This window comes from Bacteroidales bacterium, assembly GCA_012519055.1.
In the GTDB taxonomy this organism is placed as follows: Bacteria; Bacteroidota; Bacteroidia; order Bacteroidales; family Salinivirgaceae; genus JAAYQU01.
This window is the reverse complement of sequence record JAAYQU010000031.1, coordinates 81,882-96,686: the sequence shown is the minus strand read 5'-3', so window position 1 is coordinate 96,686 and position 14,805 is coordinate 81,882. Positions and strand designations below refer to the sequence as shown.

At 35.6% G+C, this 14,805-nt stretch carries 12 protein-coding genes; 1 reads left to right on the top strand and 11 read right to left on the bottom strand.

All coding sequences use genetic code 11. The annotated features are described in order from the left end of the window. Nucleotides 1-29: 29 nt before the first annotated feature. From nifJ to GX311_05830, 4 genes are all read right to left on the bottom strand, one after another. A complete protein-coding gene (nifJ, locus tag GX311_05845) occupies nt 30-3,557 on the bottom strand; it encodes a pyruvate:ferredoxin (flavodoxin) oxidoreductase (protein ID NLK15904.1) in 3,528 nt (1,175 codons plus the stop codon). Between the two features lie 220 nt (nt 3,558-3,777). Next, nucleotides 3,778-5,556, bottom strand: coding sequence for a transcription termination factor Rho (locus GX311_05840; GenBank protein NLK15903.1), 1,779 nt, complete (start codon nt 5,554-5,556; stop codon nt 3,778-3,780). Between the two features lie 226 nt (nt 5,557-5,782). Next, nucleotides 5,783-6,355: a manganese efflux pump gene (locus GX311_05835; protein ID NLK15902.1), complete on the bottom strand. Its 573-nt coding sequence runs from the start codon at nt 6,353-6,355 to the stop codon at nt 5,783-5,785. 86 nt (nt 6,356-6,441) lie between these two features. Next, on the bottom strand, nt 6,442-7,215 hold the full coding sequence (locus GX311_05830) for a TIGR02757 family protein (GenBank protein NLK15901.1): 774 nt from the start codon (nt 7,213-7,215) through the stop codon (nt 6,442-6,444). A 70-nt stretch (nt 7,216-7,285) separates the two neighbouring features. Here GX311_05830 and GX311_05825 point away from each other — a divergent pair, with 70 nt between their 5' ends. Beyond that, nucleotides 7,286-7,939 (top strand): LysE family transporter, encoded by a 654-nt coding sequence (locus GX311_05825; GenBank protein ID NLK15900.1) that lies wholly within the window; start codon nt 7,286-7,288, stop codon nt 7,937-7,939. Nucleotides 7,940-8,148: 209 nt separating this feature from the next. On the opposite strand, the gene GX311_05820 is transcribed toward GX311_05825, so the two are convergent. The 7 genes from GX311_05820 to GX311_05790 form a co-directional block, all read right to left on the bottom strand. After that, nucleotides 8,149-9,957: an Omp28-related outer membrane protein gene (locus GX311_05820; GenBank protein ID NLK15899.1), complete on the bottom strand. Its 1,809-nt coding sequence runs from the start codon at nt 9,955-9,957 to the stop codon at nt 8,149-8,151. Between the two features lie 328 nt (nt 9,958-10,285). Continuing rightward, entirely contained in the window at nt 10,286-11,011 is a 726-nt protein-coding gene (locus tag GX311_05815; GenBank protein ID NLK15898.1) for a DnaJ domain-containing protein, read from the bottom strand. After that, nucleotides 10,987-11,583, bottom strand: coding sequence for a dephospho-CoA kinase (locus GX311_05810; GenBank protein NLK15897.1), 597 nt, complete (start codon nt 11,581-11,583; stop codon nt 10,987-10,989). The genes GX311_05815 and GX311_05810 overlap by 25 nt, the downstream gene beginning before the upstream one ends. After that, nucleotides 11,580-12,593, bottom strand: coding sequence for a hypothetical protein (locus tag GX311_05805; GenBank protein NLK15896.1), 1,014 nt, complete (start codon nt 12,591-12,593; stop codon nt 11,580-11,582). The genes GX311_05810 and GX311_05805 overlap by 4 nt, the downstream gene beginning before the upstream one ends. 102 nt (nt 12,594-12,695) lie before the next feature. Beyond that, nucleotides 12,696-13,010, bottom strand: coding sequence for a preprotein translocase subunit YajC (yajC, locus tag GX311_05800; GenBank protein NLK15895.1), 315 nt, complete (start codon nt 13,008-13,010; stop codon nt 12,696-12,698). Between the two features lie 13 nt (nt 13,011-13,023). Next, nucleotides 13,024-13,488, bottom strand: a complete 465-nt coding sequence (locus tag GX311_05795) for a DUF1573 domain-containing protein (GenBank protein NLK15894.1) — start codon at nt 13,486-13,488, stop codon at nt 13,024-13,026. A gap of 62 nt (nt 13,489-13,550) precedes the next feature. Beyond that, the gene (locus tag GX311_05790) at nt 13,551-14,522 is read right to left on the bottom strand and encodes a transcription antitermination protein NusB (GenBank protein NLK15893.1); all 972 of its coding nucleotides are present in this window, start codon (nt 14,520-14,522) and stop codon (nt 13,551-13,553) included. Nucleotides 14,523-14,805 lie beyond the last annotated feature (283 nt).

The window sequence follows — 14,805 nt, the reverse complement described above, 5'->3', positions numbered from 1 at the left end:
GATGACCCCTTTTAAATATTTATTGTTAATTATTCATATTTCTGCTCTGCTAAGCGTTTGTAGCTGTTATAGCGCCATTTTGCAGATTCCTCTGCAGCTTTAAATAATTCAGCTGCATCTTCTGGGAATGATTGTTTTAATGATGTATAACGAACTTCGCTATGTAAGAAATCCTGGAATTTTGACCAGTTAGGTTCTTTTGAGTCTAATTGGAAAGGATTTTTCCCTTCTTTTTCCAATAGTGGATTGTAACGATATAGGTGCCAATATCCACTTTCAACAGCGTGAATTTGTTGACGTTGGGTTGTTCCCATTCCGCTTCTAATTCCATGAGCGATACATGGTGCGTAAGCAATTATAAGTGATGGACCTGGATATGCTTCAGCCTCTCTTAAAACTCTTAGATACTGAGCTTGACTTGCTCCCATTGCAACTTGTGCAACATAAACATAACCGTAGCTCATTGCCATCATACCAAGGTCTTTTTTGCGCATACGCATACCAGCAGCAGCAAATTTAGCAACTGCACCAATAGGAGTTGATTTTGAAGCTTGACCTCCAGTATTAGAGTAAACCTCCGTATCAAGTACAAGAACGTTTACATCTTCGCCTGAAGCTAATACGTGGTCTAAACCGCCATAACCTATATCATAAGCCCAACCGTCACCACCAAAAATCCACTGTGATTTTTTCTCTAAATACTGTTTTAAATCCAAAATCTCTTTTGCAACAGCGTGTTTCTCGTTTTGTAATGCACTTACAACTGCCTTTGAAGTTTCTATAGTTTTTTCTGCATTGCTGTAATTTGCAATCCAGTTTTCAAAAGCTGTTTTAGTTGCCGGTACAACTTTATTCATATTATCTTGCATTAGGCTTGCAATACGCTCACGCAAATTGCGCACTCCTGTTGCCATACCTAAGCCAAATTCGGCATTATCTTCAAACAGCGAGTTTGCCCAAGCTGGACCACGTCCTTCAGAGTTGACACAATATGGCATTGCTGGAGCTGAACCACCGTAGATTGACGAGCAACCTGTAGCGTTAGCAACCATCATACGATCTCCGAATAGTTGAGTGATTAACTTAATGTATGGTGTTTCGCCACAACCTGCACATGCGCCTGAGAATTCAAACAATGGACGTGCAAACTGTGTAGATTTTACGTTTGTATCTTTTGGAGTGATATTATCTTTATAAGTTACATTTTTAGCTGCATAGTCCCAACGTTCGATTTCTGCATCTTGAGTTTCTAGTGGCTTCATAATCAATGCTTTTGTCTTAGACGGACAAACATCAACGCAGTTACCACAACCTGTACAATCTAATGGGCTAACTTGCATTCTAAACTGCAAACCTTCATATCCTTTACCGTTAGCTTTAATTGTTTTGGTATCTTTTGGTGCTTTAGCCAACTCTTTTTCGTCTAACAAAAATGGACGAATAGCTGCATGCGGACATACGAATGAACATTGGTTACATTGGATACAGTTTTCCGGTAGCCACTCGGGTACATCTACTGCAATACCTCGTTTTTCGTATTGCGTGGTACCTGAATCGAAAGTTCCATCTTCACGACCTGTGAATGCGCTAACTGGAAGATCATCACCTTTTTGTGCAATAATCGGCAATACAACATCTTTCACAAATTTTGGAACATCGGCTTTAGCTTCAACCTTTGTAGGAGGTAGTTTTGACCACTCGGCTGGAACCTCAACTTTGGTGACGTTGCCACCTCGGTCAATAGCTTTATTGTTCATTGCAACAACCTCTTCGCCTCTACGTGAAAAACTCTTACGAACAAAATCTTTCATTTCGTCAACAGCTTTATCGTAAGGTATTACGTTAGAGATTTTAAAGAATGCTGATTGCATAATAGTATTTGTACGGTGGCCTAATCCAATCTCCTCTGCAATAGCAGTTGCGTTGATAATGTAGAAGTTTATCTGATTATCAGCCATATACTTTTTCACTTCATTTGGCAATTTCTCTTTTGTCTCCTCAACATCCCAAACGCTGTTTAGTAAGAAAGTACCTCCCTTTGTCAAACCTTTAAGCATATCGTATTTATCTAAGTATGAGGGCACGTGACATGCAACGAAGTTAGGAGTTGTTACCAAATATGGAGAACGGATTGGAGTGTCGCCAAAACGCAAATGCGATACAGTAATACCACCCGATTTTTTAGAGTCGTAAGCAAAATATGCCTGACAATATTTGTCGGTTGTGTCGCCAATAATCTTAATTGAGTTTTTGTTTGCACCAACAGTACCGTCTGAGCCAATCCCGTAGAATTTAGCTTGATATGTACCTGATGGAGAAACGTTTACCTCTGTCGTTAATGGAAGTGAGCGGTGAGTCACATCATCATTAATACCCACTGTAAATTGATTTCTTGGCTCTTTCGCTGCCATGTTATCAAAAACAGCAATCATTTGAGCTGGTGTGGTATCTTTTGATGATAATCCGTAGCGTCCACCAACAATAACTGGAGCGTTGGCTTTATCTTTAAATAGTTCTACTATATCTAAGTATAATGGATCACCGTTTGCTCCCGGTTCTTTTGTACGGTCGAGTACAGTTATACGTTTAACTGATTTTGGAAATACTTTAAAGAAGTATTTAGCTGAGAATGGGCGATATAAATGTACGCTGATTAAACCAACTTTTTTACCTTTAGCAATCTTATAATCAATTACTTCCTTGATAGTATCGGTAATTGAGCCCATTGCAATAATAATGTCAGTAGCATCTGCTGCGCCATAATATGTAAATGGGTGATATTCACGACCTGTTATCTTTTTAAGCTCCTGCATATAATGCTCTACGATATCGGGAACTGCATCATAGAATTTGTTAGCGGCTTCGCGAGTTTGGAAATATATATCAGGATTTTGTGCTGTTCCTCTTGTTACGGGATGTTCTGGATTTAAAGCATTGTCGCGGAAAGCCTTAAGTGCTTTTTGGTCAATTAAACCTGCCAATTGTTCCATTACAGGTGCTTCAACTTTTTGAATTTCGTGTGATGTTCGGAATCCATCAAAGAAGTGCATGAAAGGAACTCTTGATTTTATTGCTGCAAGGTGTGCTACGGCAGCGATATCCATAATCTCTTGAACGCTACCTGTGGCTAACATTGCAAATCCTGTTTGGCGAGTGCTCATAACGTCGCTATGATCTCCAAAAATAGAGAGTGCCTGTGCAGCCAAGCTGCGTGCCGACACGTGGAAAGTTGCAGGAAGAAGTTCTCCGGCAATTTTGTACATATTCGGAATCATAAGCAACAATCCTTGCGATGCTGTATATGTTGATGTTAATGCACCTGCTTGTAACGAACCATGTACAGCTCCAGCTGCGCCGGCTTCCGATTGCATTTCAACAACTTTTACTGGACGACCAAAAATATTTTTTTGACCACCTGCTGCCCACTCATCAATATATTCTGCCATGGTTGACGATGGGGTAATTGGGTAAATAGCTGCAACTTCGCTAAACATATAAGATATGTACGATGCTGCATAGTTACCGTCACATGTAATGAATTTCTTTTTCTGACTCATAATTATGCTTTTATTGAAATTTATATACTTTTTATTGATTTTTGCACAAAATTAACAAAAAATAATGTTGATTTTGTATGACTCCGATAGCTGTTAATAATTCAGAATCATTTTAAATAAGAACGATGCAAGGTGCAAGAAAAAGGTACATGGTAAAAGAAAAATATTTAATGTATACAGCGCATGACTGTATCCACTTTTACCTTGTACCTTTTAACTATTATCCCTTGTCCATTGTTAAAAGGAACTCTTCATTTGAACGTGTTTGAGGAAGTCGCTGACGCATAAACTCCATAGCTTCAATGCTATTCATATCGGCAAGGAAGTTTCTCAAAATATAGGTTTTGTTAAGAGTATCTTTAGGCAACAATAGATCTTCACGACGCGTGCTTGATGCCAAAATATCGACTGACGGATATATTCTTCTGTTCGACAGTTTGCGATCTAACTGTAACTCCATGTTTCCGGTTCCTTTAAACTCTTCGAAAATAACTTCGTCCATTTTTGAACCTGTTTCTGTAAGTGCTGTAGCTAAGATAGTTAACGAACCACCGTTCTCGATTTTACGAGCCGCGCCAAAGAAACGTTTTGGTTTGTGTAGTGCGTTGGCATCAACACCTCCCGAAAGTACTCTGCCCGACGCTGGAGATACTGTATTATAAGCGCGTGCAAGACGTGTTATCGAGTCTAACAAAATAACCACATCGTGCCCACATTCTACCATTCGTTTAGCTTTCTCGAGTACTATGTTTGCAACTCTTACGTGTCTTTCTGCAGGCTCGTCGAATGTGGAGCTGATTACTTCACCTCTTACGTTGCGCGCCATATCAGTAACCTCTTCAGGTCTTTCGTCAATTAACAGAATTATTAAATATACTTCGGGGTGATTTGCTGCTATTGCATTCGCAATCTCTTTTAACAGAACTGTTTTCCCTGTTTTTGGTTGTGCAACTATCAAACCTCTTTGACCTTTACCTATTGGCGAGAACATATCAACTATACGAGTTGATAACGAGGACTCCGCATGTGATGTTATATCAAATTTCTCAAAAGGGAACAGAGGGGTTAAAAAATCGAATGGTATACGATCACGAATATACTCTGTTGAACGGCCGTTTATTTTTTCAACTTTAATTAAAGGGAAAAACTTTTCGCCATCTTTAGGTGGTCGTATAGGACCTTCGATCGTATCGCCTGTTTTTAATCCGAAAAGCTTTATTTGAGATTGGCTTACGTAAATATCGTCAGGACTGTTAAAGTAATTGTAGTCCGATGATCTAAGGAAGCCATATCCTTCCTGCATTATTTCCAGTACTCCAACGGCGGTAATTATTGCATCAAATTCGTATCGTTTATCGTTTTTTTGATTGTTCTTAGATTTCTCCAGACTTTGCTCTTTTACCGATTCTCTCAACTCAGTTCCTCTCTTAGAACCACTTTCTTGTTTAGCATCTAAGACATCGGTTTCGCGTGCATTGCTCTCTAAAACCTCTTTGCTTTGAGGAGCTTTTGTCTCAGCATCATCGGAATAAATAATCTCTGTATCGTCCTGATCTACAACTATATCTGGAAGTGGCACTCTTTTGCCTTTATCTTGCAAACTACTTCTGTCCTTCTCAGCTGAGCCTTGAGTTTTATTACGACTTTTATCGTCAATCTTTTTTGCTGTATTGCTGTTTTTTTTGTCTTCTACCAGCTGAGTGCCAGTACTTTTTTGACCTGTAGTACTAGAAGTTGCTTTGACCTCTGACAGTAGTTTAGTCTCTTTTGCCTTGTTTGCAATATTTGTGGATATACGAGGACGTTTTTCTTGTCTTTTTTCTCCGCTCGTCGCAGCCTTCTTTGTTGCTTTTTCTGATGCTAAAATCGCCTGTTGATCAAGAATTTTGTATATGAGATCTTGTTTTTTTAGTCCATCAAATTTTTTAAGTCCAAGATCTGTAGCGATCTCCTTCAATTCTGATACAAGTTTCTTGTTCAGTTCTAAAATATCATACATGTGGGAAATGTTTGAAAATGTAAATTATATTTTTTTAATTTGGATTGATTCGGGGGTAAGTTTGGAATTTAAAGCCCCCTCTTACGGGAATTACTTTGCAATGATACAATAAATAAGTTTAATAAGCAATAATTAGAATAAAAATTTTGTTGGATTACATTTTAAATGGTTTGACTTTATGATAATTTCAATATTCATTATTGATATGTTACAGTAATACATATATTTATGCATGTAAAGTATGTTCAATTAACACTTTTAAACCAATTAGAATTAACACGATACCTCCAAAAATCTCAGAATAGTTGCCACATTTTTTCCCTATTTTACCACTAAAAGTAAATCCAATAAATGTAAAAAAGGCTGTTACGCTCAATATCACGACTATAACCATGAAAATATCTACATCTAAAAAGGCAAAACTAACACCTGTAATTAATGCATCAATTGATGTTGCTATCGACAATAGTAACAATGATTTTACTGTCGGTACAGCATTATTATTGTCATTACTATCTTTGTTTTTACCTTTTATCCCTTCATACACCATTTGCCCACCTATTACTGACAAGAGAATGAATGCTAACCAGTGATCGTAATTTTTTATATACTCTAAACACGAGTCTCCTACAAGCCAGCCAAGCAAAGCAAAAGTAGCTTGAGCAACAGATAAAAAAAGTACTACCCTTAAAATATGTTTTAATTCTGTACTACAACAACCTAATCCTAAAGCAATTGAAACTGCAAAACTATCCATGGATAAAGCTATTGCTACAAATAATACTGATAGAAAACTCATATATAATTTAGGTGTATATATTATGTATAAGCTACAAACTGCAGGTTTTAGCTTACAAATATAATATTGAAATCTGTATCATATATCTAAAATCGTTCAAAAACACCTAATCCAAAAAGTGCAAAATCGTATTTAACGGGGTCGTCAGGATCGAAAGTTTTTAACTTGCTTGTCAGCAGATCGACAGATTTCCAATCATTTGCATTTCTTTTTAAGAGTCCAAGTTTGCGTGCAACTCTGCCACTATGAACATCTAACGGAATGAACAGTTCTTTGGGTGAAATAAAATCCCAAATTCCAAAGTCGACACCCAAATTATCATTCCTAACCATCCAGCGTAAAAACATATTAAGACGTTTAGCAGCCGAACCTTTGGAAATACTTCCCATATGTCGTGCAGTTTTTTCGGAGGCATTATTCATAAAGGAGTCACGAAATAGTTGCAACATTGACTTTACGTCACTATTCGACTTTTCATAAAGCAGTTTAAAGTAATTGCCAAGTGAAGAGTGATTTTGCACAATATCCGATAATTGAAATATAAAATACTTAATGTCAGACGAATTAAATGTCCTGTAAACAAAATCATCAAAAACATCATAATCTTCATCTTTAGCATCTAATAGCCATTCACATGGGCTATCCCCCATTTTGTTTAATAGTTTTGTTGCAGATTTTATAATCGCCTTTCTATTTCCCCACGCAAGTTGAGATGCTATAAAAGCACTTATTTCAATATCATTAATACTATTGTACTTGTGAGGTATCTGTATCGGGTCTGTTTCGATATATGACTGATTATTAAATAGTTTATATTTAAAATCTAAAAATTCCTTTATTTCTTTGTCGGATTGAAACATAAACATTCAAATTTTGATGTTGCCAAATTAACAAACATTTTATTTCTTTGTAGGCTTGAAACAAAAAATAATGATTACAGAGACAGTAAATGCAGTTATTATTCTTGTAAAAGGGATACTTATAGGTTTTGCTGTGTCAGCACCCATGGGACCAATTGGTGTGTTGTGTGTGCAAAAAACCATCAATAAGGGGAGGTTTGTAGGATTTGTGTCGGGCTTGGGAGCTGCTTCAGCCGACTCTGTTTATGCTATTATAGCTGTTTTCAGTTTAGGTTTCTTGCAAAAGTTTTTTACTGATAATCAGTTTATTCTTCAAATAGTTGGAATATGTGTATTGCTTTTTCTTGGAATTAAAATATTTACTACCAACCAAACTAAGCAAATTCGCAAACGAGCAAGAAAAAAACACTCAGGAGTGCTTGAAGATTTTATTTCCGTTTTTTTTCTAACACTTTCCAATCCCTTGACAATCATTTTCTTTGGAGCCAGTATCGCTGCATTAGGTATATTTGAGTACAAGCATACTTTTTTAACTCAAGTTATTATTGTTTTAGGAGTATTTCTTGGTGCTTCATTTTGGTGGTTTTTGTTAACAGGCTTCGTCAACCTTTTCAGACATAAGTTTCGCTTGAAACAACTTTGGTGGATGAACAAAATTTCAGGAGGGATAATAATTATTCTAACACTTATTGCTGCTGTCGGGATGTACTTATCTGGCAATTAACGATGTACAATTGACAGTTAATAATTTTCAGGACAGTGTCTTCAACAAAGAACAGACTTGTCTCCCGCTCCCGAGAGAGAACAGAGTTTCGATTCCACTCAACACCCGATTCCCTTTTCAACTTTTATCCTTTAGCTCAATTGCTAATTACAAAAAAGAGTTGACTTCTTTTCCGAGCCAACTCTTTTTATTTATCCTTAACACATTGGTTATCTCTTAATAAATCTATGTACTGTGGTTTCGTTAGCTCCAGTTATTCTTACAAAATAAGATCCCGAGCTTAACATTCCAACATCAATAGTAGTTGTCACATTATCGGTTTTTGTTCTACCAACTAATGCTCCGTAAATGTTGTATATTTCCATAACAACTACATCGCCACTATTGCGCTCTATTGTTAATGTACTCTCAATTGGATTAGGATACAATAGAACAATATTTTCTATTGAAAATCCCTCTATTCCTGTAATCATATTTATATTAACTACTCTAGCGGAATTATTAACAACTACACTGCCTTCATAATCACTATATCCTTCTTTTATAGCGGTATAAGTATAACTTCCATTAATTAAATTTATAAAAGCCCTACCCTGTGCATTGGTTGTTAGAATAGTATCAGCAATATTAATTGTTACTCCTTCTATAGGTGTACCATTATCTACAGCACGGAAAGTTATTTTATACAAACTATGTACCATTTCTAATTCAACTGTTTGAGCAGCATTTTCGACAACAATATTACCTATATAATCATCATATCCTTCTTTTGTAGCGGTATAAGCATAACTTCCATTAGGTAATTGTAATATAGCGTTACCATCCTCATTGGTTGTTGCTACATACTCAGCTACATTAATCGTTACTCCTTCCAAAGGTGAACCCTCATGTATAACATGGAAAGTTACTTCATATGCGGTAGACATTGTCACTTCTACTGTTAAGTCTGCATTATCAACAACAAAAAAGCCTTTACCAGCGTATCCTTCTTTTGTAGCGGTATAAGTATAGCCTCCATTAGTTAATTGTAAAGTTGCATTACCCTGTGCATTAGTTGTTGTTACTGCATCTGCAACATTAATTGTTACTCCTTCCAAAGGTGTTCCATTATATGCAGCATGGAAAGTTATTTCATATGTACCTGATTCCTCCATTACCAGTTCTGTTTTTTCTGCATTTAGCACTTGCACATTGCTTAACGGATTCAAATAATTTTTAGCAACAAAAGCCACAACATCCATATTATCTGCATTCCATCCTGTTGGCAGGGTCGCTTCAGCAGTTACACAATAAGAATTTCCTTGCCATACAATTTTAGTACCAGTTACTTCATTCATAACCTTTCTAATCAAGTTGTTGTGTATATAAGTGCCACCTGCTCCAGATTGGCTGGTAGATTTAATATCATTCTCTAATAAAAAAACAACTACATATAAATCTTCTGTCGGATGAGTACCGCTAATATCTTCACCATAAGCTGTGATTTTTACTTTGCGGTCTGTTGCAATAGTATTTGCTTGAGTTATATTTACTGAAATAGATGTAGGTGTATTTAAAGCTTGTCTAAAATAGTTTGCAATATCTGTTGTGCTTGAAGGAACTCCCATAACAGGAGCGCTACCTGTTAGAATAGTCCGGTCAAGCATCATGGCAGGGGCATAAGTATTACCCCCGAACAGTCTTAGATAACTTTGAGATTCAGGAATAGTATAACTGTCAGTGTAGAAACCTGCATGGTGAGCCACCCAATGAACTTTACCTGCAAACTCTGGTTGCTCGATTACAGATTTTATGCGTGCAGCTCCACCGGGGCAATAACCACATAATTCTGTAGTAAATTGTTCTAATAGTACTTTACGTTCGACAACTAAAGCCGAAACGTTTGCAGTAACAGGAACATCTACAACAGAGTTTGTCTCTTGATTTCCACCTAATGAAACCTCTTCAATTTGAGCTGTGTTGTTAGATATGGCATCTTCGTCTGAAAGCAACATTTGTGCGAATGTAGAGTTGCACATAAAGATGGTAACCAATGTTAAGAATAGTACATTTTTTTTCATAAGTCTATAAATATTAGTTATTAAGTGTTTACGTTTTTTAATTAAGAGCATACAAATGTACTACATGTTCTTTTAAACACTTTTTTTTATAACACTACAAAACCAAAACATTCACATATTCGGCTATAAATAAATGTTCTTGATAAATCGTAAACTTTTCTTGGGAACGGTAACTCACAATTCACACCTATGTGGCACTCAATGGGGTCTGCATGTTAAAAACTGGACTGTTGGTTTATTTTTCAGCCCACTAAATATAGTTTGGATAATCGTTAATTAACAGGGTCTATGCAATATTTCTCTCTTTTTTTATAATATCGTATGCCTGATTTATTTTAACGAACTTTTCATTTGCCGCCTTTTTAAAATCATTACCCAAATATTCAACCTTATCGGGATGATATTTTACAGCCATTTTCCTATATGCTTTTTTAATCTCTTCTTCACTTGCTGATGGCGTTATTTCCAGCATTTCATAAGCCCAGTTGTTATCTGGAATAAATGTTGATTTCGCTGACTTAAACTCCTCATTTGACAGCCCTAATAATTGCGCAATATGTTTTAAGAACTCTAACTCTGCTTGCGTAATAGCTCCGTCAGCTTGAGATACACCAAACAGATAATTAAAAAGTTGCAACCTTGAATATTTATCCATATTTGCTCTGATCTGTCTGCAAACATCATCTACCGGGATATTTTGTTTCAACAGATCACGCAACATTAAAATAGCCTCTTGTGCTTCCTCGGCTCCAAAGGCTTTTACAAAGAACCTTTTAACATAATTAAGTTCCCCTTTAGTAGCTTTGCCATCAGCTTTCATTACTGCTGATGTTAAAACCAACAAGGAAACAATAAAGCCACCGGGAGTTGTTTTTGTCGTTTTGGCTTGACTTTTATAAACCTCGCTTCGTGAATCTATTACAGAACCTATAATAAATCCTGCAATAGCTCCTAAGGGACCGCCTAAAACCCAGCCAAGTCCGCCACCTATCCATTTCGAGAATTTTCCCATAGCTTATAGTGAATTTTTAATACTTGATTGATTATCATATCGTTATTATTATTGCTGATAAAAAAATCAGCAAGTTTTTTTCTTGTTTCATCGTCGGTTTGATTGTGGATTCTCTCTAAAACCTGCTGTTTGCTAATTTTATCGCGCCTTATGGTTCTTTCTATTCTGATTTGCTTATCAGCCATAACAACAATATTTTTATCCAACTGCTTATAAATTCCACTTTCAAAAAGGATTGCCGACTCGTTTATAACGTACGGACTCTGTTGCTCACTAGCCCATTTTTCAAAATCATCCATAACAACCGGATGAACTATCGAATTTAATATCTTTAACTTATCTTGATTTGTAAAAACCTCATTAGCAAGAAATTGCCTATTAATCGAATTGTCGCTCAATATTGCTTGTTGCCCAAAAATCTTAATTAATTTTGTTTTTATTTCTGCACTATGAGACATTAAATACTTTCCTTTCGTGTCTGAGAAATAGACAGGAATACCAACTGTTTGAAATACCTTGGCTACGGTTGTTTTTCCACTCCCGATTCCACCTGTCAATCCAACGCGAATCATTTTTTTTCGCCAATTAAATATTTTACTTCTCTTGGATGATATGTAACGTTCCTTATATATTCAGGCAACTCAATCAATTCAACCCTTATTTTCTCATTTATATCTCTTGCACTCATTTGGTTGTAATCGACAATAGCTGTAAAACTATTTGCTGTAATACTCTCATACTTATCAATCCCAATCCTGTATGTAACAGTTGTTTGGTCGGGGAAAAGCATTATGTTAAATCTATCGGGAGCATTAAGCACTTTTATGGGTAATTTTATTGTGGCTTCAGTGAACTTTTCTGCATCTACGCTGATTTTAACCTCTGGCTGCTCGCAAATAAACACTCCATTGTCGTCAAGGTTAGCAGTAAACTCAGTTAAGGAGTTGATTCTTTCAATTTTAATATACTGAGTCCTAATTTTTTTAACTGTATCCATAACATTTTGAGGACCACCGACATCCACACTATCAGGAGTTATTTTTATATCTCCTTTTTGCCAAAATTGCGGTTGGAACGATAAGTCACCCTTGAAACTTACAGGCAACTTTTTGAAAACAATTGTTGAAAACGATGCACTTATGGTTCGTGGGTAAATATCGAGTATCGAAAATTCTCCTCCGTAATACTGTTCCATCTGTTTTTGAGCAAGTTGCGTAATTATTTGGAACGAAACCTCCTTACCTGCTTTTTGATTTGAAAAATATTGTTTAATATCAAATTTAAAGGGTACACCACGTGATGTAATCTTATGACGCATGAGAGAAAAGCCTTGTCCAGAAGCTTGTATGGTTAAATTTTGAGGTAGTTGCTGATTACTTTTAAATTCGCGTGGAATACCAACAAAATTGACTGGAATATCTAATTCTGTAACATAATCTTTAGAGAGTGCATTTAAAAACCAAAGTGTTCCACTTATAATAAGAAAGAATATGAAAATAAAAATACGATTATCGGCATGCCTTATTCGTATTCTAAGTTTGTAATAACGACGTTTTAAACTCTCTTTCTCTTTCTTATCCATTTCTTGTTAGATTGTTGTTTCACCACTAAAATTAAAATAGTAGATGCAATAAAAAATAAAAAAGATAGAAAGGGAAGCCTTTCTATCTTTTAAATCAAAATCTTACTTTTGTTGTGCAATATCCGAGTTATCTTTCACAATACCCGCCTTTTCAACCTTAATGCGTACATTATCTGCTATTTCGAGCATAACAGTTGTTTCGCTAACTTCAACTATTTTACCGTAAACTCCGCCGATAGTTAAAACTCTATCGCCTTTTTTAAGAGAGTCTCTAAAATTACGAACCTCTTTTTGTCGTTTCATTTGTGGGCGTATCATGAAAAAATAGAAAATCACGATAACCAAAAGTAACGGAATTAAAGCTCCGAAACCGCCTCCTTCTCCATTTGGAGATGCCATTAATAAAATATTCATCATAAAGCTTTGTGTATTAATTTGGTACAATAATATTTGCTATAACAGTTAATGTTAAAGAACCTGGTTGCGCATTTGTCAGCAATGTAACAGTTTTCATTTGTTTGCCTTCACGACCAGAGCTTGCAAAAGCAACTTCAACCTTACCGGTTTTTCCAGGAGCTATCGGCTCTTTAGAAAACTTTGGAACAGTACATCCACACGCTGCGTTTGCCGCCCCTATTACTAAATCAGCATTTCCTGTGTTTTTTAGTTCAAATTCATGAATCACGTTTTCTCCTTGAATTATAACACCAAAATCAAAAGTAGTGCCACCTTTCGATATTACTTCAATTGCTGGCATTTTAACACTATTATCTACTCCATCTGCAGATATAGGGTTTTGCACCATAGTAGCATCAACTTTTTTATCGCTACCACCACCGCATGCTGTAAGAAGTGCTGTAACGATAATTGAAATAATAAAAAGAATTGTTCTCATATATTAATAATTTTTATTTGCTTGATACAGTGAATAGTAATCTTTCAAAGTGCTTTTATTGTTTACTCATTGTCTCTTTCTTCTGGAGAAGCATTTAGTAACCCTGTACCTCTCTTTTTTATCAGACCTTTTTCGGTTAAAAAACTAACTGATTTCTCTAATATGCCGTTTACAAAAATATGGCTTTTTTCTGTACTGTAAAATTTTGCCATATCAATATATTCATTTAAAGTAACAGGAACAGGCATAAGAGGGAAACTAACCAACTCTGTCATTGCAAGCTCAATAATTGTTCTATCAATCAATGCAATTCTTTCATTCTCCCAACTTTCTGATAATTCTGCTATTACCTGTTGGCTATGCTCGTGGTTTGCAATTGTTTTACGGAACAATGTTTTCACAAACTCATGGTCATCTTTGGTTTTGTACAGTGGAAATAACTTGTTATTATGACTTTTAGTCTCTTTCATTCGCTGAACAGTTCTTATGTTCATACTCAGAACAAGCTCAATATCATCGTTCCAATATATCGACATCTCCTCCAATAGTTGATACAAATCTTCGTTATCTGGAAAAATCTGCTCTAAAATATAGTAAACTATCTGTTTGTCGTGACTGTACGAGTTGACAAGATGTTTCATATAATCTTCATAAACGTCTGACTCAACTAAAGTATTATAAACTACTTTAATTATATTGGAGTGCTCTTTCCAAATCGTATTATTGGTTTCAATAAACCGTTTAATCTCTTCGATATTTTCTAAATCTGCAATTACTTTGTTATTAACAAAACGCAAATTTGGATTGAGATCCTCCTCAGAAGCCAACAGCTTGCCTTTACGTAACTCTATTATGTGATTTGCATAGTCTCTAACTTCAACTATCAGAGAGAAAAATGCTAAATAAAGATCATAAAACTTTTGAATACTATTATTCAATTCATTTTCAAAAAACTTGATATCACCACCTTCAGAATTAAAATACGCATAAGCGATATGCATTGCTTTTATTCTTAGTAATCGTCTGCTAATCATTTTTGCAAGTTATATTTTGTACTTCCACTGCAGTAAAACACTACAGGTAGAAATTCAAGGTGCAAAAGTATCAAAAATTATGTTATTTCGCACTATTAGCACAGATAAACTTTATGAGAAAACATACGACAATAACTACCACATATTATATATTGTTGAGCACTCTAAAACAGCAAAGTACTTACCAACAAAAAAATAACGTACTTGTAACAGTTTTGTAACAATCAATTATGAACTTCGCGGCGCTTAACAAGACAAAACGTTATGTAACACATAAAAGAGT

Bases quoted from the DNA above. Each gene is read 5' to 3' on its own strand.
- nifJ (NLK15904.1), bottom strand. From the start codon at position 3,557: ATGAGTCAGAAAAAGAAATTCATTACATGTGACGGTAACTATGCAGCA.
- GX311_05840 (NLK15903.1), bottom strand. From the start codon at position 5,556: ATGTATGATATTTTAGAACTGAACAAGAAACTTGTATCAGAATTGAAG.
- GX311_05835 (NLK15902.1), bottom strand. From the start codon at position 6,355: ATGAGTTTTCTATCAGTATTATTTGTAGCAATAGCTTTATCCATGGAT.
- GX311_05830 (NLK15901.1), bottom strand. From the start codon at position 7,215: ATGTTTCAATCCGACAAAGAAATAAAGGAATTTTTAGATTTTAAATAT.
- GX311_05825 (NLK15900.1), top strand. From the start codon at position 7,286: ATGATTACAGAGACAGTAAATGCAGTTATTATTCTTGTAAAAGGGATA.
- GX311_05820 (NLK15899.1), bottom strand. From the start codon at position 9,957: ATGTGCAACTCTACATTCGCACAAATGTTGCTTTCAGACGAAGATGCC.
- GX311_05815 (NLK15898.1), bottom strand. From the start codon at position 11,011: ATGGGAAAATTCTCGAAATGGATAGGTGGCGGACTTGGCTGGGTTTTA.
- GX311_05810 (NLK15897.1), bottom strand. From the start codon at position 11,583: ATGATTCGCGTTGGATTGACAGGTGGAATCGGGAGTGGAAAAACAACC.
- GX311_05805 (NLK15896.1), bottom strand. From the start codon at position 12,593: ATGGATAAGAAAGAGAAAGAGAGTTTAAAACGTCGTTATTACAAACTT.
- yajC (NLK15895.1), bottom strand. From the start codon at position 13,010: ATGATGAATATTTTATTAATGGCATCTCCAAATGGAGAAGGAGGCGGT.
- GX311_05795 (NLK15894.1), bottom strand. From the start codon at position 13,488: ATGAGAACAATTCTTTTTATTATTTCAATTATCGTTACAGCACTTCTT.
- GX311_05790 (NLK15893.1), bottom strand. From the start codon at position 14,522: ATGATTAGCAGACGATTACTAAGAATAAAAGCAATGCATATCGCTTAT.